This window comes from Porphyromonas sp. COT-108 OH2963 (genome assembly GCF_000768895.1).
GTDB lineage: Bacteria > Bacteroidota > Bacteroidia > Bacteroidales > Porphyromonadaceae > Porphyromonas_A > Porphyromonas_A canoris.
In genome coordinates this window covers 1-22,579 of record NZ_JRAP01000003.1, presented here as the reverse complement: position 1 = coordinate 22,579, position 22,579 = coordinate 1, and the positions used below count along the sequence as shown (strand labels likewise).

General features: G+C 43.4%; 15 protein-coding genes and 1 other RNA gene. 9 read left to right on the top strand and 7 right to left on the bottom strand.

What is annotated here, in order from left to right:
• Positions 1 to 88: 88 nt before the first annotated feature.
• The 4 genes from HQ39_RS01585 to HQ39_RS01575 all read right to left on the bottom strand — a co-directional run bounded on the left by HQ39_RS01585 (position 89) and on the right by HQ39_RS01575 (position 6,327).
• Positions 89 to 1,420 (bottom strand): YihY/virulence factor BrkB family protein, encoded by a 1,332-nt coding sequence (locus HQ39_RS01585; protein WP_160216097.1) that lies wholly within the window; start codon positions 1,418 to 1,420, stop codon positions 89 to 91.
• 94 nt (positions 1,421 to 1,514) lie between these two features.
• Positions 1,515 to 1,909: RNase P RNA component class A (rnpB, locus tag HQ39_RS09125), an RNA gene on the bottom strand.
• A 68-nt stretch (positions 1,910 to 1,977) separates the two neighbouring features.
• Positions 1,978 to 4,047, bottom strand: coding sequence for a molecular chaperone HtpG (gene htpG, locus HQ39_RS01580; protein WP_036863114.1), 2,070 nt, complete (start codon positions 4,045 to 4,047; stop codon positions 1,978 to 1,980).
• 45 nt (positions 4,048 to 4,092) lie between these two features.
• On the bottom strand, positions 4,093 to 6,327 hold the full coding sequence (locus tag HQ39_RS01575; RefSeq protein ID WP_235317633.1) for an ATP-dependent Clp protease ATP-binding subunit: 2,235 nt from the start codon (positions 6,325 to 6,327) through the stop codon (positions 4,093 to 4,095).
• 853 nt (positions 6,328 to 7,180) lie between these two features.
• On the opposite strand from HQ39_RS01575, the gene HQ39_RS01570 reads away from it, so the two are divergent.
• Both HQ39_RS01570 and HQ39_RS01565 read left to right on the top strand, forming a co-directional pair.
• Positions 7,181 to 10,051, top strand: coding sequence for an ATP-binding protein (locus HQ39_RS01570; protein ID WP_036863113.1), 2,871 nt, complete (start codon positions 7,181 to 7,183; stop codon positions 10,049 to 10,051).
• A gap of 594 nt (positions 10,052 to 10,645) precedes the next feature.
• Complete coding sequence (locus HQ39_RS01565) at positions 10,646 to 11,050, top strand: DUF4348 domain-containing protein (RefSeq protein WP_036863112.1); 405 nt, start codon at positions 10,646 to 10,648, stop codon at positions 11,048 to 11,050.
• A gap of 96 nt (positions 11,051 to 11,146) precedes the next feature.
• Here HQ39_RS01565 and HQ39_RS01560 read toward each other — a convergent pair whose 3' ends face one another.
• The 3 genes from HQ39_RS01560 to HQ39_RS01550 form a co-directional block, all read right to left on the bottom strand.
• Complete coding sequence (locus HQ39_RS01560; protein ID WP_036791828.1) at positions 11,147 to 11,599, bottom strand: DUF4293 domain-containing protein; 453 nt, start codon at positions 11,597 to 11,599, stop codon at positions 11,147 to 11,149.
• Positions 11,600 to 11,663: 64 nt separating this feature from the next.
• Positions 11,664 to 12,014 (bottom strand): DNA-directed RNA polymerase subunit omega, encoded by a 351-nt coding sequence (locus HQ39_RS01555; protein ID WP_036791831.1) that lies wholly within the window; start codon positions 12,012 to 12,014, stop codon positions 11,664 to 11,666.
• 45 nt (positions 12,015 to 12,059) lie between these two features.
• Positions 12,060 to 12,932: an outer membrane protein assembly factor BamD gene (locus HQ39_RS01550; protein ID WP_036791833.1), complete on the bottom strand. Its 873-nt coding sequence runs from the start codon at positions 12,930 to 12,932 to the stop codon at positions 12,060 to 12,062.
• A gap of 558 nt (positions 12,933 to 13,490) precedes the next feature.
• On the opposite strand from HQ39_RS01550, the gene pheT reads away from it, so the two are divergent.
• From pheT to HQ39_RS01515, 7 genes are all read left to right on the top strand, one after another.
• Positions 13,491 to 15,971, top strand: coding sequence for a phenylalanine--tRNA ligase subunit beta (pheT, locus tag HQ39_RS01545; protein WP_036863104.1), 2,481 nt, complete (start codon positions 13,491 to 13,493; stop codon positions 15,969 to 15,971).
• 35 nt (positions 15,972 to 16,006) lie between these two features.
• A complete protein-coding gene (locus tag HQ39_RS01540) occupies positions 16,007 to 16,732 on the top strand; it encodes a YebC/PmpR family DNA-binding transcriptional regulator (protein ID WP_036791837.1) in 726 nt (241 codons plus the stop codon).
• Positions 16,722 to 17,828: a bifunctional 3-deoxy-7-phosphoheptulonate synthase/chorismate mutase type II gene (locus tag HQ39_RS01535; protein WP_081965353.1), complete on the top strand. Its 1,107-nt coding sequence runs from the start codon at positions 16,722 to 16,724 to the stop codon at positions 17,826 to 17,828. Before HQ39_RS01540 ends, HQ39_RS01535 begins: the two co-directional genes overlap by 11 nt.
• A 220-nt stretch (positions 17,829 to 18,048) precedes the next feature.
• Positions 18,049 to 18,792, top strand: coding sequence for a (Fe-S)-binding protein (locus HQ39_RS01530; protein ID WP_036863103.1), 744 nt, complete (start codon positions 18,049 to 18,051; stop codon positions 18,790 to 18,792).
• A complete protein-coding gene (locus HQ39_RS01525) occupies positions 18,789 to 20,162 on the top strand; it encodes a lactate utilization protein B (protein ID WP_036863102.1) in 1,374 nt (457 codons plus the stop codon). Before HQ39_RS01530 ends, HQ39_RS01525 begins: the two co-directional genes overlap by 4 nt.
• Before the next feature lie 15 nt (positions 20,163 to 20,177).
• Positions 20,178 to 20,759, top strand: a complete 582-nt coding sequence (locus tag HQ39_RS01520; RefSeq protein WP_036863100.1) for a lactate utilization protein C — start codon at positions 20,178 to 20,180, stop codon at positions 20,757 to 20,759.
• 45 nt (positions 20,760 to 20,804) lie between these two features.
• Positions 20,805 to 22,352, top strand: coding sequence for an L-lactate permease (locus HQ39_RS01515; RefSeq protein ID WP_036863095.1), 1,548 nt, complete (start codon positions 20,805 to 20,807; stop codon positions 22,350 to 22,352).
• The last annotated feature ends 227 nt before the right edge of the window (positions 22,353 to 22,579 follow it).

Below are 22,579 nucleotides of genomic sequence, written 5' to 3'. Positions count from 1 at the left end.
GATTTTGATTTGTGATTTTTAATAGAATATCTTTATTCTTGAATGTGTACTATCTGTTTTTGTTCCGGAAGAAATAATTGGGAATCAACTAAATATCGAGAATATTCTGCTGCATTACGGCTTCGTCTTTTCTGATATCCCTTGTTGCCAATATGGTTTGCCACTCTTGATCGAACCGCTTATAGGTCTCTTGTGAAAGATTTTCAAAGCCCAAGGTATCCAACGCGTGTAATATTTTCTGCACACTGATGGTATGAATATCTACGTTGGGCATGTATCTGAGAGTTCTCGGGAGATCAATATTGGGGATCTCACGTATAAGCCCTGTGGCAACAAGCCTGTTTAACATATCTCTTACAACGGTGATTGGGATGCGGCTCTCTTTTGAAAGACCTTCGATAGAGTATGGTTTGCTTCTCTCATTCTTGAATGCCGTGGCGATCTTCTTCATTAGTATCAAGGCAACAAAGTCTTGGAATCTTCTGGATACGTTATCTTTTTCTGCTCGGAACAGATATAGCGATGTGTTTTCTATGGCATAGCTTAGATGCGCACCGAATAGGCAGATGACCCATGAAAAGTTGATATACATGAGTAGAAGTGGAATAGCTGCAAAACTTCCATATATCGCATTATATTTTGTAACCCAAAGCATTCCGGAGATATACACCCATTGGAATAGGGAGAAACCAATACCAGCAACCGTTCCCCCTATGAGCGCACTGGAGAAGTGTACTCTTGTGTTGGGAAAGATGAGAAAGAGGGTAGTGAATATACCTATAACGATGCAGAAAGAAACGGCGTGAAGAAGAAGTGTAACAATGGGTGTGAGACTGATGCTATCTATTATGTTTACGTTGCCTAAGGATGAAATGAAGATGTTGATACCGGAACTTAAAGTCATCAGAACAGGGAGGAGGATAAAGGCAGCAAGGTATCCGAGAATACGTCTGCTCCAACTTCGAGCTTCTTTAATCTGCCAGACATCATTGATAGTATCTTCTATCGAGGAGAGCAAAGAGATTACCGCCCATAGAAGAAAGATAACACCAATACCGATGAACAGCCCTCCTCCTTTTGTTTCAGCGATATACTTTTGAGCAAATTCCAGCCCTTGCGACAGTTCTAAGCGGTGTGCAGGGAGATATTCATACAGCTGCTGTTGTACGGTTTCCTGTACACCAAATGCGGCAGCAATACTGATAATAATAGCCAATAACGGGACAATGGACAGAATGGTAGAGTAGGTCAGAGCTGCGGACTTGCGCATCGTGTTACCTTCAATAAACTCCGCTATGGTGATATAAAGCACCCTAAGAGTATTGGTCATCTTTCCCTTCACTCCGGTAGTCTCGTCAGGGAATATGCGCCACATATCTACAGTGATAAATTTGTACGCCATCCGGAAGGAGTAAGACATACATTTTGCAAGGCTCTTCTTGGGTTTTCTTTGCCCGTCAGGCTTCTTCTTTGGAGCAGAGTCTGTCATATATCGAATATAAAGTGTGAAGAACGAAAGAGACAAAGCTATAAGCCGGGTTCTGTGCCCTCTCAGAAGATCAGGTGCTTGTCATTTATCTACTATTGCAGTCGCCTGCAATCTCTAGCGATCTACCCCCCGACATTGTGCGAGCAACACTTAGACGTCGGTATACATGATCTTACAACCCATAACATACATGGACGAGACATATCACTATGCCTCCGGTGAGCTCTTACCTCACCTTTTCACCCTTACCGTTAAAGTCGAGACTCCAATGGCGGTTCTTTTCTGTTGCATTAGTCTGCCTTTTTCTCTATCACGCATGAAAGGACAGGCAGCTTCCCGTTAGGAAGTATGGTGCTCTACGTTGCCCGGACTTTCCTCTCCGCCTTGAAACCTTAGCGCAGCGACAAGCTACTTTGTCTCTTAGTCCGTTCTTCAAAAAAGTTACAGGTGAAACCTAACATAAGATTCCACCTGTACAAAAATAGCATTTATTTTCCAACTATTTCGAGCGAGCGAGAAATAAAGCTGTCCAGCTGCTTCCCGTTCAATAGTCCATTGGCAAGGAGTGCAAGATCTATCAGTTGTGATATTATCTTGTCCTCACTGCCGTACTTTTCAAACAGATCTTGTCTTTGCTGTTCGATATCCGAGAGCTGTTTTTTTGTTTCTTCAAGATCGGCTTCCAATGTTTTCTTTTCCTCTTCCGTCTTATCGGTAGAGAGTTGTTGTGTCAGCACATCTCTTCTGGCTTCAAATCCTTTCAGCTCTCCGTTCAGCCTTTTTGCTTCTTCTGCGTGAGTTGCATTAAAGTCTTCCCAAACCTTTTTCACTATCGGGTGATCCACGTTTACCAAAAGCTCGAAGCTGTCCGGTAAATCCCCATAGAAGTTCATCCCTTGCTGGAATTGGGACATATCTTTCATACGTCTCATAAATTCATTTCTGACGATAGTGATAGGTCTTGCATCTGACCCCATGTGAGAAGGAATGATATGGAAATTCTTTCCATTTGCTTTAGGAACAGCCCCTGCAAAGAGTCCGTTAAGACCTGCAAATAGCTCTTTCTCTACCTCTTTTTTGTTCTCTTCTTTGGGGATCAAGTTTGTTATGGCATCGCTATCGACGCGTGCAAAGCGAACATTCTCCCACTTTTGTTCGAGCATTGATACAAGAGGCATATCCAGTCTGCCATCCAAAAGAAGTACATCATATCCTTTATCCGTTGCCTCTTTTACGGCAGAGTATTGCTCTTCTATATTGGTGGAGTAGAGTAGAACAAGCTTACCATCCTTGTCTGTTTGAACAGAGGAGATAAGGTTTCTGTACTCCTCTTCCGTATAGAGCTTCTCTTCCGAGTTTTTCAAAAGGAAGAACTTCTTGGCTCTGTCGTAGAATTTTTCTTCCGTCAGCATACCATATTTCACGAATAGCTCTAAAGCAGACCACTTTTCCTCGTACGAAGGACGGTTGTCTTTGAACAGTTCGTCCAGCTTATCTGCCACTTTTCTTGTGATGTAAGAAGATATTTTCTTGACGTTGCGGTCGCTTTGGAGGTAGGAACGAGAAACGTTCAGAGGAATATCCGGAGAATCAAGCACACCATGCAGAATGTTGAGATAATCCGGAACGATACCTTCTACGTTCTCAGTAACAAAAACCTGATTGCTATACAGCTGTATCTTATGCTTGGAGAGGTCTATATTATCTTTTATACGAGGGAAGTAGAGAATACCGGTAAGATTAAACGGATAATCAATGTTCAGATGGATCCAGAAGAGAGGCTCATCCATACCGCCGAAACCTGCAGAGGGATAAAGCTCATTATAGAAAGAGAGATAATCTTCGTCTTTCAGGTCGGCAGGTTTCTTGGTCCATGCAGGTTCTGTGGTGTTGATAATAAGTTCTTTATCTGTAGCCACATATTTGCCATCCTTCCACTCCTGTTCGTATCCGAAAGCAATCTGTACGGGAAGGAAGTGGCAGTACTTCTTGAGCAGGGCTTTTATCTTGTCCGGATTGAGAAACTCCTTATTCTCTTCATCTATATATAATATAATGTCTGTACCTCGTGTCGTGCGAGTACCCTTTTGCATTTCAAAAGAGGGAGTACCGGTACAGCTCCACAAAACAGGCTCTGCTCCTTCGTTATAGCTTAGAGTGTCTATCTCTACCTTGGAAGCCACCATAAAAGAGGAGTAGAAGCCGAGACCGAAATGCCCGATGATGGCAGCGGCATCGTCTTTGTACTTCTCCATGAACTCTTCAGCTCCGGAGATTGCTATCTGATTGATATATTTCTCTATCTCTTCGGCAGTCATACCTATACCGCTATCCGATATGATGAGCTTGTCATCCTCTATACGCAGACGTATGGTAAGGTCTCCCAGCTCTCCTTTATACTCGTTCTTGGCACTGAGAGTCTTGAGCTTTTGCGTGGCATCCACTGCATTAGAAACCAATTCTCTCAGAAAGATCTCATGATCGGAGTAGAGAAACTTCTTAATAATAGGGAAAATGTTTTCGCTTGTTACACCAATGTTTCCTTGTTTTGTACTCATATCATTTATTGTTGTTTTATGTCCTGTCTGTTGGAAGTGCTGGTGTTATTCCTGTACCTTTTTTTGAGGTTCGATATTCAGGTTTTCCATACTGAACACTTCCTTTACGATTGTATCGGTTGCATTGCCGTTGTCATCCTTGACAACATCTATCAGATAGCACTTTCCTTTCTGTACTTCTCCCGAAATCATACCATCCGATATCTTGTTTTCTATATACTTGCTTATGGCTCTTTTGAGAGGACGAGCACCATAGGTGGCATCGTATCCCTCTTTTGCGAGGAAAGACTTTGCTTCTGGAGAGATTTGCACCGATATTTCTATCTCTGCGATACGTTTAAGAAGAGATGCAAGTTCGAGGTCTACTATTTTAAGTATAGACTCTGTACCCAGTGCATTAAAGGTGATGATGTCATCTATTCTGTTCAAAAACTCCGGAGCAAAAGTCTTGCGCAAAGCTTTTTGTATCACTTGCTGAGAGAGAGAGCTAAGGTCTCCGGATGTGTCGCGGAAGCCTATCCCAACGCCGAAGTCTTTTAGCTGGCGAGTGCCTATGTTGGAAGTCATGATGATGATCGTGTTCTTAAAGTTCACGGTCTTGCCATTACCATCGGTCAAGATACCATCATCCAACACCTGAAGCAGGATATTGAACACATCGGGGTGGGCTTTCTCTATCTCGTCGAAGAGCACCACAGAGTAGGGACGGCGGAGCACTTTTTCGGTCAGCTGTCCTCCTTCGTCGTATCCTACATATCCCGGAGGAGCTCCCACAAGGCGAGAAACGGTGTGTTTCTCCATCAGTTCGCTCATGTCTACCCTGATGAGAGCTTTCTCGGTTCCGAAAAGTTCTATTGCTATCTGCTTTGCGAGATAAGTCTTTCCCACACCGGAAGATCCCAAAAGCAGGTACGAACCGATAGGCTTTTTAGGGTCTCTCAATCCGATTTTGTTGCGTTGTATGCTCTTTATAAGTGTCTCCACAGCATGATCTTGCCCTATCACTTTGGACTTGATCGTAGGAGCAAGAGTAGATAGCTTGGTAAGATCATCCGCCGATATGTTTGAGACCGGTACTCCGGACATGAGAGAGACCGTGCGCTCGACATCCTCGACCGTCACGGCAGGAGGGGGAGTCGTGAAGTCTTTATTCTTCAAAGCCTCCAGATAACGCTCTATTTCCTCTTTTGTGGCAGACTCCCGGTCTCTGTATTTCGCTGCAAGTTCGTAGTTGTTCTCCTTTACAGCGGCATCTTTTTTCAGCCTGATCTCTTTAAGGGATTCTTTTAGGGAGTCCAGCTTGTTTGGTTTATTCTGTTCGAGGATTGCAATATAAGATCCCGCTTCATCCATTGCATCTATCGCCTTATCGGGGAAGTTGCGGTCTGTTATATATCGGGCAGTAAGAGAGACACATGCTTCGAGAGCCTCTTCTTCATACTGAACGTGGTGAAACTTTTCGTAGGTCTCTTTCAGGTCGAGCAAGACATTTTTGGTCTCCTCTTCTGTCAGAGGATCTATCATTACCTTTTGGAATCTTCGTTCCATGGCACCATCTTTTTCGATGGACTTTCTATACTCATCCAGAGTCGTGGCTCCGATGCAGCGGATATCTCCACGAGCCAATGCCGGCTTCAGTATATTGGCAGCATCCAAACTGCCTTGAGAGTTTCCCGCACCCATGATGGTGTGTATCTCATCTATGTACAGGATGATGTCGCTATTGCTCTGCACCTCATCTATGAGCTTTTTCAGTCTCTCTTCAAACTGACCTCTGTACACCGCTCCTGCGAGTAAGCCTGCAAGGTCGAGAGAGTATATGGTTTTGCCCATAAGGAAAGGAGGCACTTCTCCATGCTCTATGCGTTGTGCAAGAGCCTCTACCACTGCGGTCTTTCCCACTCCCGGCAGACCGAGCAGAATCGGATTGTTCTTCTTTTTTCTCAGAAGAATCTGTGCGATGCGCACTATCTCCTTGTTTCTTCCATATACCGGATCTATCTTTCCTTCCCTTACTCTTCTATTGAGAGATATACCATAGAGATCGAGGTTGGGTGTACGGCTTTTGTTCCCTTTGCCTTTTCCGGAGTCGGAAGAGGTTTTTGCGGCACTGCTTTTGTCGTTTTCTCCGGTCAGTAGTTCGTCCCAAGACTCTCCCTCTTCTTCGGAAGAGGGCTGCTCTGTAAGGGCAGAGTCTACTACCTCTTCCATGACAGCTGTCATGAATGGGCTATCGGTTGTTTCGTCTGTAAAGACAGTATTGTATCTGTTTTGCTTCATATCGGTCATGTTCTTTGGTAAAACCTTCCGAAGTTTATACATACATATACTATGCCAAGAGGGAATGCCAAGAGGAGAAAAGGGGATCATGGCGTGTCTTTTTATATAAAAACGGATTCCGTTAGTGGACTCTTTTCTTTTTCGAGACCTTCTTGTTTCAAATCATCTTCACTCAAGACATAAAGAGACGAACTATATAAATATCTTACTATAAGGGAAATACGAAAAAGTGGAAATTCGGAAAATTTTTCCTCTTGGTCGGATTCAGGGGCTGTTTCTGCGTTAATATAGGTGAATTTTAACGCCCATGTTTGTGAATGAAACCTAATGCGATTTTGAGCCTAAAAGCAGCAAAAAAGAGCGCAAAACACTCAATCCTCTAACTGTCAGTACTATAAGTGAAATTTCTAAACACGTTAACCGAATCCGGTAAACGTGTTTAATGAAATCGGTAAACGTGTTCATTGAAAAATTAAACACGTTAAGCCGAAAGAATATGCTCGTTTAGTGTTTTTGCTTAACAGGTGTCGAAATTTGTGTTAATAAAACAGCCCGAATTTAACAGTTCGGTTATGCTCTGAAAACAACCTCTTCGATCAAAATAGAAACTCTAAAAAACGGAATGGGAAGAGGTGTATGGAATATATAAAAAATATTTTTCTCCTTTTGAGTTTTAGGTGAATTTGACAAGTGAATTTTGTTCGGAAACAAGGCAAGTCCAGTCAGCACTTTTTCTGTCGGTAGAGAACGACCAGCAGAGTAGATGAAGAAATTCGTTCATTTTCCTTTATTTTCTGGAATATCTTATCTTTGTTGAAAACTTGGTACAATAATCTAAACGAAGCAATGAGTCATGATTCGACTCTCTACATATAGACCTCTCCGATTTTATCTGCTCTTAATGGTGCTGTTTTGGGGTATGTCTTTTTTAGTATCCTGTTCTCGTAAGAGTAAAGATGCACGTAGCTCTTTCTCTTCTCATGCTATCTCAAAAGAGCTGTTTCGAAATAGAAAAAACAAAGACTCTCTTCTCTACTTACTGAATAGAAGTTTGGATAGAGGAGATGACAGAGCGGCAATGTTATGTTATAAGACTCTTGGAAATCTTCATAGAGCAAACTCCTCCTTTTCGGAAGCAATAGAGTTTCATGGAAAAGAACTTGAGATGTCCCTTAAATTAAGCGATACTATTTTTATTGTACAGGGATTGAATAATCTTGGTACCGATTTCCGTCGTATAGGAGCACTTTCTCAAGCATCGGAGTATCACTACCGGGCATTGGTCTATTCCGAAGCATTTTCTAAAGTAGACACTCCCGAAGGATTGAAAGGTAAGATCTCCTCCATGAATGGTATCGGGAACATCTCTCTGACTCTTGGACATTACGATGAGGCTGAAAAGTATTTTAAGCAAGCATTGGAGGGGGAAGTCTTACTTGAAAATAATATCGGGCAGGCGATCAACTTGGCTAATCTGGGAGCAGTATATGAGGCTCGGAAAGAGTATGATGCTGCTCAAGAGTATTACGAGAAATCTTTGGAACAGAATCGGCTGGGCAAATCCTATGTTGGGGAAGGGCTTTGTCTCTCCTATTTGGGAGATATCTATAAGAAGCAGAAACGCTACGAACAAGCCAAGGAATACTACCGACAGTCTTATGATATAATGCAGGAGCACAGCGATAGATTCCATTGGCTTACTTCCTGTATATCTATTGCCGAGATCAATCATCTTGTTGGTAACAAGTCGGAATTTGAACGCTATATATGCCAAGCAGAGCAAACGGCTTTGGAGATAAATGCTCCGGAGCACCTCTCAACCATATATATGTTGAGGCATGAGCGGGATTTTCAAGATGGAAATTTCTACTCCGCTCTCAACCATTACAAGAAAGGTCAGGTCATTAAAGACAGTATCTTGAGTGTTCAGAAGGCAGATCGGTATATAGAACTGAAGGTAAACTACGAACGCGAACAAACTTTTCGCCAACTTCAAGAGATAGAAACTGAGGTGAAAAAGAAGAAAACCGAAAAAGAGAGAGCCATATACACGCTCTGGGCGGTGATTTTAGTGGCTCTCATGACCTCGGCTCTTTTTTACTATGCGTATAGGCAACGGACTCGGAGTAATAGACTTCTGAAAGAGATTGAAAGTCGTCGGACGGAGTTCTTTACCAATATTACGCATGAACTTCGGACACCTTTGACGGTTATAAAAGGGCTGAACAGACAACTTGCAGAAGCAAGAAATCTGTCCGAGAAAGAGAGACAAGTCTATCACTCAGCCATAGACAGGCAGGGGAGCAACCTGTTAAAGCTGGTGAATCAGCTACTTGATATTGCGAAGCTGAGAAGTGGAGGATATGAGCCGGACTGGAGAAGAGGAGATATTGTCTCTTATCTTCAGATGATAGTAGAGACTTTCAAGCTATACGCAGCGGAAAAAGGAGTTACGCTAAACTTTTATAACCGGGCTTATGTTCTTGAGATGGATTTTATACCATTCTATATAGATAAGATTTTTAGCAATCTGCTTTCCAATGCCATCAAGCATACTCCTCCGGGGGGATTTATTAACGTTGTACTTACTAAGGGACGAAAAGAGAAAAATATCCAGTTGCAAGTATCGGATACAGGCGAAGGGATTCCGAAAGAAGAGCAGGATAAGGTCTTTGAAGTCTTTTATCAGAGTCCGAATACCAAGAATGATACCGGCTCCGGAATAGGTCTCTCTTTCTGTAAAATGATGGTGGAGAAAATGAATGGAGAGATTTCCGTTTACAGCGAGCCGGGTAAGGGTTCCACATTTACGGTATCTCTTCCGGTAAGGAGTAAGGCTCCATTTAAGTCTATACCCGTTGACGAGGCTTCTCATTCTCTTCTATCTCCATCCGATATTGTTATTGTAGATCATAAGAAAAGCGATCCGATAGAGTCTTCCGAGCTTAACGGCATACAGCCGATGATTCTTATTGTCGAGGATAACAATGATGTCTCTCTCTATCTTAAGTCTATGCTAAGAGAGCATTACAATCTGTTGTTTGCTCAGAATGGGGAAGAGGGATTGGAGTTGGCAGAAAAGCATATTCCCGACATTGTTATAACGGATATTATGATGCCTGTCATGGATGGATTTGAATTTTGTAAAAAGATGAAGGAGAGTATGTTACTCAATCATATTCCCATTATAGTGCTTACGGCAAAAGCTTCCGATCCGGATCGATTAAAGGCTTTGAACTTGGGTGTAGAGGCATATCTGCATAAACCATTCAGCCCGGAAGAGCTTCGGATAAGGATGCGGAATATCCTTGAAAACAGACGTCTTTTGAAACAGAAGTATAAGGAGGTTATAGATAAAGAGAACGGATCCGAGCTTCGAGAGCTTAACGATAGAGACTTGAAGTTCTTACAGAAAGTGACGGATCTCATATATTCTCAGTTGAGAAATCCTGAAATGAATGCTTCATACTTGGCAGACAAGATGGCTATGAGCCCCTCTCAACTGAATCGAAAGCTGAATGCCTTGACCGAATACTCTACAATATCTTATGTTCTTCAGATCAGACTCTCCAAAGCAAAGAAGATGTTGAGAGAAGAATCTCTCTCCATCGTAGAGATTTCCGATGCTTGCGGATTCTCCGATCCGAACTATTTCTCTCGTGTTTTCAAGAAAGAAGTGGGCGTTCCTCCCTCTCAATATCAGAAAATGACGCTTGACACATAATGCCTAAAAAGCATATTCTTCAATAAAAAACAAGGAAATCGTCTATTCTTACACGATTTCCTTGTTTTATTTTGTCTTCTTTGTCTATATTTTTATTTTATTGGCAGTAAGTGTTTTATATGCTTTTTATGCTTGAATAGTACAGATAGGCACAACTGTTAATGCCCTGAAAATGTAGAAGTGTGCAGATATAGTGAAGAGTCGAAGCCGGCTAAAGATCTACATTTGTAGTGTAAAACAAGTCAATTATTAAAGTCTGCTTCAAGAGCTTATTGAGCTTTGAATAATGAATAACTAACGCAAGAATCCTTTTGAGAGAATCTGATATTTTGAGGAGACTCTTACATCGAAAGTTATGAAGCGAATGGAATAGTTGTCAAATAGTGCGTGTTTTCAAAGAATTGCAGCATCCGTCGATAGAGTATAAGAGCTTTATGGCGGATGCTTTCTTTATGGTATTTATTTTACTGCTTTAGGCTTTTTTGTTTTTATTTTTTTATCTCGGTGCGCAGATCGTTTGGGAGGAACCATATTCTCTTTACTTCATTTTTCTTGTAATTTGTAACTTTGGCTTTCTATCAAACATTTCTATTTATGAGACATTTTTTATTCTTAGGATTATTCCTATCTCTTCTTCTTACAGCCTGTAATGGAAACAATGTGGAGGAGTTTGACCTCTTCATGAAACAGTTCAACGAGGATCTTTCGTTTCAAAAAAGCCGGGTGATTTTTCCTCTTAAATACGAGGGGTATGATATTGAAACGGACTCTTTGATGCTTCAAGAGATACCGGAAGAGGAGTGGGAGGAAGTGGATCTAAGTTGGGATCCATCCTATAAAACACGAGAAACCGATGCTTACGACAGGGAGATTATAGAACGGAAAGATACTACGATAGTGCACTTTCAAGGTGTAAACAATGGTATAAACCTTGAGGCCGTCTTTGTTTGTAAGAAAGGGAAGTGGTTTTTACTGCATTTGTCGGACAGATCTATGTAGATCTGTGGGCAATACAGTTGCAGAGAAATAAAAAAGATTCGCATAGAAATATGCGAATCTTTTTTTCTGATGTTTTGAAAAGGAGTTGTTTAGACGTTATCTCAATCTGTCTGCATACTTTATAGTTCTATGGTCTATTGCTATGCCCCGATAGGCAAGAAGCTCCAAGATAACCGCTACGATCGGAAATGAGAAGGCGTATGTCGGTTTGAATCCTTCCAATGTTCCGCCCAAAGCTTGGTAGCCATAGAACAGGAATGCCCCGATCATGCCCAATGTGATAAGCGCGGAGAACATTGTCAAGCGCATCTGCAATACTCTTCTGTTGTAGAGAAATATTGCAATCATCGGAATGAGAGCAGAAAGAATCAGAAGAAACAACAATCCCCACTTGGCTTCAAACAGAGACTCGTCAAGGGACATAAATCCTGTTCCGTCAAGTAAGAAAATATCTCCTGAGAGATTAACGGTAGCCACAGGTATGAACGACAACATCGCCATAAGGATAGAGGCTACCAGCAGATATATGGTCTGAATACGTTGAATCATGACTGTATAAGGTTGTAAAGAGTGCTTTGTTGTCTGTTTTCCCTTTTATCGACAAGGGCGAACATCAATCGTCGTCTCTCTCTATTGCTGTCTCTGCTTCTCTAACCGGGTTGCGGAAATAGAGACTGCCTGTTTCAAACTCTTTTGTCGCTATGAGAGATGCTTTAGGAAGCTTTTCATAGTAACGAGAGATCTCTATCTGCTCTCTGTTCTCAAAGACCTCTTCCAAGCTGTCGGATACGGCAGCAAAGCCTTGCAACTTTGTTTCCAAATCTTTCTTCATCTCTTGAGAGATCTGATTGGCACGTTTGGATATCACCATTACCGTCTCATAGATATTGCCGGTAGGCTTAGAGAGTTCTACCACATCGCGTGTTGCCGTAGTCAGAGGGGCATTGATTTTCTTATAGTCCATTATGAAAGAACCTGATATTTATTGGTTTGTACTTTTATATTCTTGTTACGCCTTTTCTTCGGCGGTATCTTCTTTAGTTGTTTCTTCTGTCTCCACCAGATCTTCATCCTGAGGAAGCATCTTGTCTATAAAGTTTTTGAACTTGACGGTCTGCTTCAAGAACGCCCCGTCCGGGTATTCGTTCAGATAGCTGTAATATTCGTCCCGAAGTTCTCTCACACGTTCTCCTTTCTTCGACTCGATACTGTTGTAAGCCGTTTCGTACAGAGAAGCCAGTATGAGGTAGCTAAACTCCTCCTTGTACTTGGAGTAGGGATAGTCCTTTATGGCATTACGGGAGGTGATGATGCACGAAAGGTAGTTGTTGAATAGGTAGTTGCCGAGGTTGTAATAGAGTTTGGCAGCGAGAAGCTCCTTTTGTGCAAGTTTTTCTTGCAGTTCGAAAAGTATCTTCTTAGCCTCATCGGCATAAGTCCCCGTAGGATAGTAGTCCAGATAGAGTTGCAGTTCGTTGATCGCCTCCAAGCTCATCGCCTGATCCAGACGCACATCCGGAGAGTGCAGGAAAAGTGCATAGCCGCTCATGTATCTGGCATACTCCTGATATTCGCCCGTGGGATGAGAGGAGTAGTATTTCTTGAAATACTGGTGCGCAAAGTCGTAGTTCTTGGATTGGAAGTAAGAATCCGCAAGCAGATAATCCACCTGTTCCGCTTCATTACGCCCTTTGAAGTAAGGGGTAATCTCTTCCAACAGCTCTATGGTGCGGCTATATTTTTTTGTGTTATAGTACTTCTTGGCATACGAGAGCTTTTCCATGATGTCATTGCTCTTTTGTACCCGAACATACTCTCCGCAAGAAGAGAGTAGAAAGATGCTTAGAAGGGAAGCAAGTACTATTTTATATGTTTTGTGCATGACTGTTCTACAGAGTATATAATACTATTAGCATGCAAAGATAACCAATTGTAACGAGATGAGAAACCCCTTTTGTGCAGTATCTGCAAAGTTTAAGATATTTAAGGGAGTGGAGGTCAAGATAATCGGCAAAAGAGTCGTTTAAGTCTGCCTTCAAGATAGAGTCTCTCTGTTTGAAAGCAGCAAAAGCTTTGCGAACCTGTTAGAAAGATGCTCCGAATAGCTTTGTATCTTTTGCCAAACGTATTAAAAATTAAAAATCAAGCCTTTATGTATGGAAATCAAGCTTTGATTCTTAAAGATTAAGACCCGGTTTGTGAGGTTCAAGCCTTGATTTGATATTTTATAAGGCATCAAAGCTTTTTCCGAACGTGTTAAAGAGAAGTTGTGAACAGGTTTATTTTGAGATCTCCATCGGGTTGTTTTTCAGATGAAACCGATACAAAAGAGAGTGAAAAAAGAGAGGGCGGAGAGTGGAGAATGATAACTCAAGTAATGAATGGGGAAAAAATCGTAATTTTGTAGGTCAGAAAATAGATATAACACATATAAAGTATTATGAACATCTCGTTAGCATGGCTAAATAACTATATCCAGAGTACATTGGATGTACAGGAAGTGTCTGAAATACTCACCTCCATCGGTCTCGAAGTAGGCGGAGTGGAGGAGCATGAGTCGGTTCGCGGCGGCCTCAAAGGCTTGGTCGCGGGAAAGGTACTTACTTGTATAGACCACCCGAACTCCGATCACCTTCATATCACAACGGTTGATCTGGGCGATGGAGTGCCTACACAAATCGTTTGCGGTGCTCCCAATATTGCTGCCGGACAGACTGTTGTGGTAGCCACATTGGGAACAACTCTCTACTCCGGAGAGGACAGCTTTACCATAAAGAAGTCCAAAATACGTGGTGAAGAGTCTTTCGGAATGATCTGCTCGGCTAAAGAGATTCAGGTAGGGCAAGATTCGGATGGGATAATGGTGTTGGCTGACGATGTGAAAGCAGGTACGCCGGCAGCCGAACTTTTTGACCTCAAAAGCGATTATATCATAGAGGTGGACATAACGCCCAACAGGGTGGATGCCACAAGCCATTATGGTGTGGCAAGAGAGCTTCATGCCTATCTGAAAACCCATGCACCGGAGAAGATTGTATCGTTCACTCCTCCGATGAAGAGTGTGGAGCTTCTTCACGAGAAGCAAAGTATGAAAAATCCTGTTACCGTAACGATAGATAAGGAGAGTGCCGTGGTGAGATATTCCGGCATTGTAATAGATAATCTGAAAGTGGCAGAAAGCCCCGAATGGCTCCGAAAAGCATTGGAAGCAATAGGGCAAAAGCCGATCAATAACGTGGTGGATGTTACCAACTATGTGCTTCACAGCATCGGTCAGCCGCTTCACGCTTTCGACCTCGACAAGCTGTCCCAACATACCATATCCGTTCGCAGTGCCAAGGCAGGGGAGAAGCTGCTTCTCCTTAGCGGAGCAGAACACGAACTTGTGCCTCAAGATGTCGTCATTGCAGACGCAGAGCGTCCGCTCTGTTTGGGTGGCGTGATGGGAGGAGAAGATTCGGGCGTATCCGAATCCACCACTCGAATCTTTTTGGAGAGTGCCAACTTTAACGCTACTTGCGTCAGGAAGACCGCACGCAGGTATGCACTCAATACGGACTCCTCTTTCCGCTTCGAGCGTGGATTGGATCCGGAAGCCACTCTGCCGGCTTTGGTCATGGCAGCAGAGCTTCTCAAAGAGATCGCCGGGGGTGAGATAGCATCTCCTCTTACAGACTATTATCCGGAAAAGAAAGAGCCTTATCGGGTCGATTTTTCTCTCCAAAAGCTCACAGCCACCGCCGGATACGAAATACCCGAAGCTACGGTACGCACCATATTGAAGTACTTGGACATCAACATTGCAAAAGAAAGCAATGGGTTATGGGCTTTGGATGTTCCTCGTTATCGTGTAGATGTTACCAGAGAGATAGATATGATAGAGGAGGTGATGAGAATATTCGGATACAACAATATCCCCATGTCTTATACCCTTAAGGCTTCTCTCAACCATGTTACCGAGACGGACAAGAGTGTCGAAGCACAACGCATCATAGCCGAAATGCTCACAGGCGCAGGGTTTGCAGAGATTTTGAACAACTCTTTGACCTCATCCAAGTTTTTCCTTGACCACTCTCTCGTGGGAGAAGATGAGATAGTAACGCTTGTGAATCCGCTCTCTTCGGATCTTAACGTGATGCGTCCGAGCATGGTAAAAGGAGGATTGGAAGTGATAGACTTCAACTCCAAGAGAAAGAGCGGACCTCTATCTCTGTATGAGTATGGTTCTGTTTATCACCGGATAGATCCACAGCTGAAGAGTCCTACCAAAGGATACAGAGAAGACAGCATGCTGGCTTTGTGGATGAGCGGAGACAAGTGGAACGATCACTGGGCAACCAATAACGATAGTGTCTCTACCGTATTCCATCTTAAGGCTTATGTCTATAATATCATGAGACGTTTGGGGATTGCTCCTTATCATGTCCGCTATGAGAGCAAGAGTGATAGTCCTCTGTTTGCTGTATGCGAGGAGATCCGAGACGTTAAAGGCGAGCTTTTGGCGAGATGGGGTCGTCTATCCAAAGCGGTGCTTTCCGATGCGGACATAGCTTTCCCGGTGTTCTATGCCGAACTCTACTGGGACAAGCTGTATAAGATTGCGCATTCCTCGGAGATCAAGATGAGGAGTATATCCAAATTCCCTGCCGTACGTAGAGACTTTGCTCTACTGATAGACAATGGTGTCTCTTTGGTGGATATAGAGAGAGTGGCCTACAAAGCGGAGAAGAAACTTTTGAAAGGCATTACTCTGTTTGATGTTTATGAAGATCCCAAACATCTTCCTTCGGGAAAGAAGTCTTATGCCGTTGCTTTTGAACTGCAGGATGAAGAAAAGACTCTTAGCGATAAAGCCATAGAGTCGGCAATGGAACGCATACATGCTGCATTGGTTAAGGAGTTGGGTGCATCACTCAGATAAGAAAAACGTAAAACTTATATCATAAAAATAGAATCATGGGAAGAGCTTTTGAATACAGAAAGGCGAGAAAAATGAAGAGATGGGGCAATATGGCTCGCGTCTTTACGAAATTGGGAAAAGAGATCACTATTGCCGTGAAAGCCGGCGGACCTGATCCCGAAACCAATCCTCGCCTGCGTGTTCTCGTGCAAACAGCAAAGAAAGAGAACATGCCTAAGGAAAATGTGGACAGGGCTATCAAGAAAGCATCATCCAAAGACTTTACAGACTATAAGGAGATGAACTATGAGGGATACGGACCTTTCGGTATAGCCATCTTCGTAGAAACCGCTACCGATAATACAACACGTACTGTGGCAAACGTAAGAAGCTATTTCAATAAGTTCGGAGGCAGTCTCGGAACAACAGGTAGCTTGGAGTTTTTGTTTGACCACAAGTGTGTATTCCATGTGAATAAACCGGACGGACTCGACCTTGAAGAACTCGAACTTGAGCTTATAGACTATGGCGTGGAAGAGCTTGAAGAAGATGAGGGAGAGGTGATCATCTACGGAGAGTTTGCCCAAAACAGTGCAATACAAAAGTTCTTGGAAGAAAAAGGCTTTGAGATCACTTCCGCAGAGTTTACTCGTATTCCTAACGATGAAAAGGAAGTTACTCCGGAACAACGCGAGCAACTGGATAAGCTTATAGAGAAGCTGGAAGAAGATGAAGATGTGCAAAATGTCTTTACAAACATGAAAGCCTCTGATGAGGAGTAATAACACGAAACAAACATATCACTTTCTACCTATAATAGAAGATCCAAGTGCACACTCTCTTTGTACTTGGGTGATTGCCGGTCCGTGTAGTGCCGAAAGTTATGAGCAGATGAGAGAAACAGCTCTTGCTCTTTCTGCCATGGGTGTTACATGGTTTAGAGCCGGAGTGTGGAAGCCTCGTACTCGTCCGGGAGGCTTTGAAGGCATGGGAGAGGAAGCATTGTCATGGATACGGGAGCTCAAGAAAGAGTTTCCGTATATGACTTTCTGCACTGAGGTTGCCACAGCTACCCATGTGCGTCTCTGCCTTGAGTACGGATTGGACGCCCTTTGGATAGGAGCCCGTACAACATCCAATCCTTTTATGATGCAGGAGATTTCGGATGCTCTTCAAGGGGTAGATATTCCGGTGTTGGTGAAGAATCCTGTCAGTCCGGATATTGAGCTTTGGATTGGAGCCATAGATCGCTTGTACAATGCAGGTTTGCGTAGAATCGCTGCTATTCATAGAGGTTTCTCCAGCTTGGGAAGAGGGTTGTACAGAAACCCTCCACATTGGAGCCTCGTCATGGAACTGAGATCTCGTATTCCGAATCTCCTTTTGGTGGGAGACCCCAGTCACATGGCAGGACGAAGGGATCTCATCCCCAGCTTATGCCGGCAACTCATACATCTCCACTATGATGGCATCATGTTGGAGGTACATCCCTCTCCGGACTTGGCGCTGAGCGATGCGGCTCAACAACTCACTCCGGACGGTTTCTTGGAGATATTGCAACATATCTGCATTCAGGAGTCTCCTTACAATGCTGAGATTATCCTTGCTCCGTTGCGAGAGAAGATAGACGGGTTGGATCATTCGATCATAGAACTTATCTCCGAACGCATGACCATCTCTGCCGAGATAGCTAAGCTGAAAGCCCTTAACGATATATCGGTGGTACAGCCGGAACGCTACAACTCTCTCTTGCAAGAGAGATTGCAGTTCTCTAAAAGTCAAGAACTTTCGGAAGCTCTTATAAAAGCTATATTCGATCTCATACATGATGAGTCCATCGCTCTTCAGAATAAAATTGTATTGGGATTGAAGCAGTAGATTTTGCTACTTATCTTGATACTGAACAATAGAAATTTAGAACTTGTTTGCAGAAGCATCTTTACCTGAAAGATGCTTCTTTTTTGTTTTTTAAGCTCCACTTTTTGCATCCTTTATTATGTATCTCTTGTTAATTTAAGATAATAATGAGTGGTTTGATTTGCTCTTTTAGTGGAATTACAATACATTTGGAAATAGAATAACTATTACAAAAGCGATTATGAAAGTAGGATTATTTATTCCTTGCTATATCAACGCAGTGTATCCGCAGGTTGGAATAGCGTGTTTTGAGTTACTCAAAAAACTGGGAGTCGATGCGGATTATCCACTTGGACAGACTTGCTGTGGACAGCCAATGGCAAATGGAGGATTTGAGGGAGAATCTGTTAAGTTGGCTAAGAGATTTGAAGAGCTTTTTCAAAACTATGATTATATAGTCGGTCCTTCTGCCAGCTGTGTTTCTTTTGTAAAAGAGAATCACCCCCGTCTTCTTGCCGAACATGAACACCATGAATGTCGTAGTGCAAAACATATATACGACATCACGGAATTTATTCACGATGTAATACAGCCGGAGAGAATACCCGCGAGCTTCCCTCATGTAGTGAGCCTGCATAACAGTTGTCATGGTGTAAGAGAGCTGGGACTTTCTTCTGCTTCCGAGCTGACTGTTCCTTACTTCAACAAGATTCGGGCTCTTTTGGAAAAAGTAGAAGGAATAACAGTAAGAGAACCGGAGCGTATAGATGAGTGTTGCGGTTTCGGAGGATTGTTTTCCGTGGAAGAGCATGATGTCTCTGTGTGCATGGGGCAAGATAAAGTGAAAAACCATCTTGCAACGGGAGCTTCTTTTATAACCGGAGCAGATAGTTCCTGTTTAATGCACATGCAGGGAGTCATAGACAGAGAGAAGTTACCTATAAAGACTATCCATTTTCTTGAAATACTAACATCACAGCTATGAGTACGTATCATTCAAAAGCCGCAGCAGCGTTCTTGAAGAATAAGGAGAATGCAAGCTGGCACGATAAAACTCTCTATTTTGTACGAGAGAAGAGAGATAGACAGTCTCATCAAATACCGGAATGGGAAGAGTTGAGACACATGGCAAGGGAGATCAAGATGTATAGCACATCTCATCTACCCGAGCTTATAGAGCAATTTGAACGGAATGCCGTGTCTAATGGCTGTCATGTTCATTTTGCCAAGGATGATAAAGAGTATTGCCAAATCATCGAGAGTATTCTTAAGAGACATAACGTCAAGAAGCTTGTCAAGAGCAAGTCCATGTTGTCCGAAGAGTGTGAACTCAATCCTTACCTTATGTCTAAAGGTATAGATGTGGTAGAAACAGATCTTGGAGAACGTATTTTGCAACTTATGGAAGCGCATCCCAGTCATATTGTCATGCCTGCCATACATATCAAGAGAGAAGCCGTGGGAGTTTTGTTTGAAGAAAAGTTGGGATCGGAAAAAGGAAATTACGATCCTACCTATCTCACTCATCAGGCTCGCAAAGCTCTCAGACAGGATTTCTTGAATGCCGATGCCGGAATGACGGGAGGAAACTTTGCAATAGCTTCCACCGGAGAGGTGATGGTTTGTACCAATGAAGGCAATGCAGATATGGGGATGGCTTGCCAGAAGCTGAATATTACGGCTTTTGGTATAGATAAGTTTATTCCCGATTTGGAGAGTGCAGGTGTGTTTACTCGCTTATTGGCTCGTTCTGCGACCGGACAGCCTATTACTACCTATACTTCCATGTTCGGACGACCAAGAGGAGGAGGGGAACAACACTTCATCATCGTAGATAATGGAAGAAGCAAGATATTGGGCATGAAAGAGCATCGTAAGATACTCAACTGCATACGTTGTGGTGCTTGTATGAACACTTGCCCGGTGTATCGCAGAAGTGGAGGATATTCTTACTCCTATTTCATTCCCGGTCCGATAGGTATAAATTTAGGTATGCTGCATAATCCGAAAGAGTATAGCGGTAATGTCTCTGCCTGTTCTCTTTGTTTGTCTTGCTCTTTTGTCTGTCCTGTAATGATAGATCTCGGTGAGCAGATATATGTTTGGCGTCAAAAGCTTGACGGCATAGGAAAAGCAAGCAGAGAGAAGAAGCTTATGTGTAGTGGAATGAAGTTCCTGATGGAAAGACCGAAGCTGTTTCACCGCACTCTGAAGATGGCTCCGATAGCCAATAATATGCCTCGTTTCTTGATCTATAACGGTCTTAACGGCTGGGGTAAAGGGCGAGAGATGCCTACATTTGCCAAGCAGTCTTTTGAGAGCTGGTGGAAAAAGACTCAAATACGAAACAAATAAGACAAAGCAGATCCTATGAACAGTAAAGATACGATACTACAAAGTTTGAGAGAGAACATTCTGGAGGTCTTCCCGAAGCCGGAGATCCGTATCTCTCACATGAGATTTGAAAATAAGGTAGATCAGTTCAAAGAGATATGTCGTGGAGTGGGAGGCGAAGCGTATGAGCTTCAAGATGGAGAAACCATAGACGAAGCGATAAAGCGCATATATCCGGAAGCAAAGAGCATCGCTTGTAATATGCCGGAAGTAACTTGTGCCACGCTCAATCCGGATAATGTCAATACTCCTGCGGAACTCAATGGAACGGACCTTGTTGTTTGTCGGGGGATCTTTGGTGTCTGCGAAAATGGCGCAGTCTATTACGAGCAACAGTATAAGCAGAGAGCCATCTACTTCATTGCCGAGTCTCTTCTTTTTATTCTGCCTAAGAGTGAATTGGTAGATACCATGCACGAAGCGATGCCGCGCATCTCTCATAAGTTTGAGGGAGAATTCAGAGGATTCATATCCGGTCCCTCCAAGACGGCAGATATCGAACAGGCTTTGGTAAAAGGAGCTCACGGGGCAAAAGAGTCTGTGGTCCTCTTGATCTGACAAGAGAGAAGGTGTATATATGTGTAATTAAATAATAGTAGAATTATGGCAGTCTTATTATCCGTATTACCTATTTTGCTTCTGTTTGTGCTCATGTTGGGGCTTAAGCAGCCCGGACACAGAAGCGCATTCATTACTCTTTGTATCACCATTCTTATAGCATTGTTTGCTGCTCCGGCTCTTGGGTTTGCAAAGGATGGTTTCTCTATGCCGGGAGTAGGTTGGGCTGTTGTGGAAGGCATTTTGAAAGCAGTTTTCCCTATCCTTATCATCATTCTCATGGCTATATACAGCTACAATGTTCTGCTTGAAAGCAAGGAGATAGAGGTGATAAAGAAACAGTTTACCTCTCTTACGGACGACAAGGGAATAATGGTGCTCTTGCTCGTTTGGGGATTTGGCGGACTGTTGGAAGGGATGGCAGGTTTTGGAACAGCGGTAGCCATACCTGCGGCGATACTTATAGGGTTAGGCTTCAAGCCCGGCTTCTCTGCATTGGTTTCGCTGATAGCCAACAGCGTTCCGACAGGTTTCGGTGCCGTAGGCGTTCCGGTTACTACTCTTGCCAATGAGGTTGCTGCCAACGGTGTGGCTACTCAGGCGGAAGTGTGCGACATCTCTGCAAAGTTTGTCTTGCAGTGTTCTCCGCTGATGATACTCATACCATTTGTGATACTCACCATTACGGATCCTTCCGCAAAGAAGATTGTCAAGAACATTCTACTATCTCTTTGGGTGGGAGGTATCTCTCTTGTCGTGCAGTATGTCGTTGCAAAGAATCTCGGAGCAGAGACGCCTGCGATCTTGGGAAGTATTGCTGCAATCCTGGCGATTATAGCCTATGCCAAGATTTTTGCACCAAAGAAAGAAGAGAACACCTCTTCCGGGACGACGCTTTACGGTGCTTTCAAGGCATGGAGTGTTTACCTGTTCATCCTTCTCTTCATTGTACTGAGCGGACCGTTGGTAAAGCCGATCAACGAACTTCTAAAGTCCACACTGGTCTCCAAGATTCATCTTCCCATCTATGAACAAGGCAAGTATTTCGCTTTCGGCTGGCTCTCCAATGCCGGACTGATGTTGTTCCTCGGCACCATTGTTGGAGGACTTATACAAGGACTTTCATTCAAAAAGCTCATGGTGGTACTGGCGAAGACCATTGTCAATCTGAGGAAAACGACAGTAACCATTATCAGTCTCGTTGCCATGGCATCCGTGATGAACTATGCCGGAATGATTCTTGTGATTGCAACCGCATTGGCAGGCGCAACGGGAGCTTATTATCCGTTCTTCGCACCATTGATCGGAGCGATCGGAACCTTTGTAACAGGCTCCGACACCTCCTCCAATATCCTCTTCGGCAAGCTGCAAGCCAACGTTGCAGGTCAGCTCAACTATGCCGATCCCAACTGGCTCGTGGCGGCAAACACTACGGGAGCAACCGGTGGCAAGATCATCTCTCCGCAGAGCATTGCCATTGCGACAGCTTCCTGCGACATGCCGGGCAAGGATGGAGATATTCTCCGCTCCGCACTGCCTTATGCTCTCGGATACATCATCATAGGAGGATTGATGGTTTTCTTTGCAGCCTGATCTTTCCGCATTCATTAAACTATTCATAAAAGAAACCCCGCCGATCTTGCAAAAGAGGTCGGCGGGGTTTTCTTTGATGCTTATCTCGGCATCTGCCCGGATGCGGATTTGTCCTGAAAACAGCTCAAAAAAGGTTCTGTTCCCGATGATCGGAGGCTGAAAAGCAGCCGAGTAAAAGTTCTGTTCCCGATGATCGGAGGCTGAAAAGCAGCCGAGTAAAAGTTCTG

Bases quoted from the DNA above. Each gene is read 5' to 3' on its own strand.
- HQ39_RS01550 (WP_036791833.1), bottom strand. From the start codon at position 12,932: ATGCACAAAACATATAAAATAGTACTTGCTTCCCTTCTAAGCATCTTT.
- htpG (WP_036863114.1), bottom strand. From the start codon at position 4,047: ATGAGTACAAAACAAGGAAACATTGGTGTAACAAGCGAAAACATTTTC.
- HQ39_RS01525 (WP_036863102.1), top strand. From the start codon at position 18,789: ATGAGTACGTATCATTCAAAAGCCGCAGCAGCGTTCTTGAAGAATAAG.
- HQ39_RS01530 (WP_036863103.1), top strand. From the start codon at position 18,049: ATGAAAGTAGGATTATTTATTCCTTGCTATATCAACGCAGTGTATCCG.
- HQ39_RS01515 (WP_036863095.1), top strand. From the start codon at position 20,805: ATGGCAGTCTTATTATCCGTATTACCTATTTTGCTTCTGTTTGTGCTC.
- HQ39_RS01555 (WP_036791831.1), bottom strand. From the start codon at position 12,014: ATGGACTATAAGAAAATCAATGCCCCTCTGACTACGGCAACACGCGAT.
- HQ39_RS01540 (WP_036791837.1), top strand. From the start codon at position 16,007: ATGGGAAGAGCTTTTGAATACAGAAAGGCGAGAAAAATGAAGAGATGG.
- HQ39_RS01565 (WP_036863112.1), top strand. From the start codon at position 10,646: ATGAGACATTTTTTATTCTTAGGATTATTCCTATCTCTTCTTCTTACA.
- HQ39_RS01575 (WP_235317633.1), bottom strand. From the start codon at position 6,327: ATGAAGCAAAACAGATACAATACTGTCTTTACAGACGAAACAACCGAT.
- HQ39_RS01585 (WP_160216097.1), bottom strand. From the start codon at position 1,420: ATGTCTTACTCCTTCCGGATGGCGTACAAATTTATCACTGTAGATATG.
- HQ39_RS01535 (WP_081965353.1), top strand. From the start codon at position 16,722: ATGAGGAGTAATAACACGAAACAAACATATCACTTTCTACCTATAATA.
- HQ39_RS01560 (WP_036791828.1), bottom strand. From the start codon at position 11,599: ATGATTCAACGTATTCAGACCATATATCTGCTGGTAGCCTCTATCCTT.
- HQ39_RS01570 (WP_036863113.1), top strand. From the start codon at position 7,181: ATGATTCGACTCTCTACATATAGACCTCTCCGATTTTATCTGCTCTTA.
- pheT (WP_036863104.1), top strand. From the start codon at position 13,491: ATGAACATCTCGTTAGCATGGCTAAATAACTATATCCAGAGTACATTG.
- HQ39_RS01520 (WP_036863100.1), top strand. From the start codon at position 20,178: ATGAACAGTAAAGATACGATACTACAAAGTTTGAGAGAGAACATTCTG.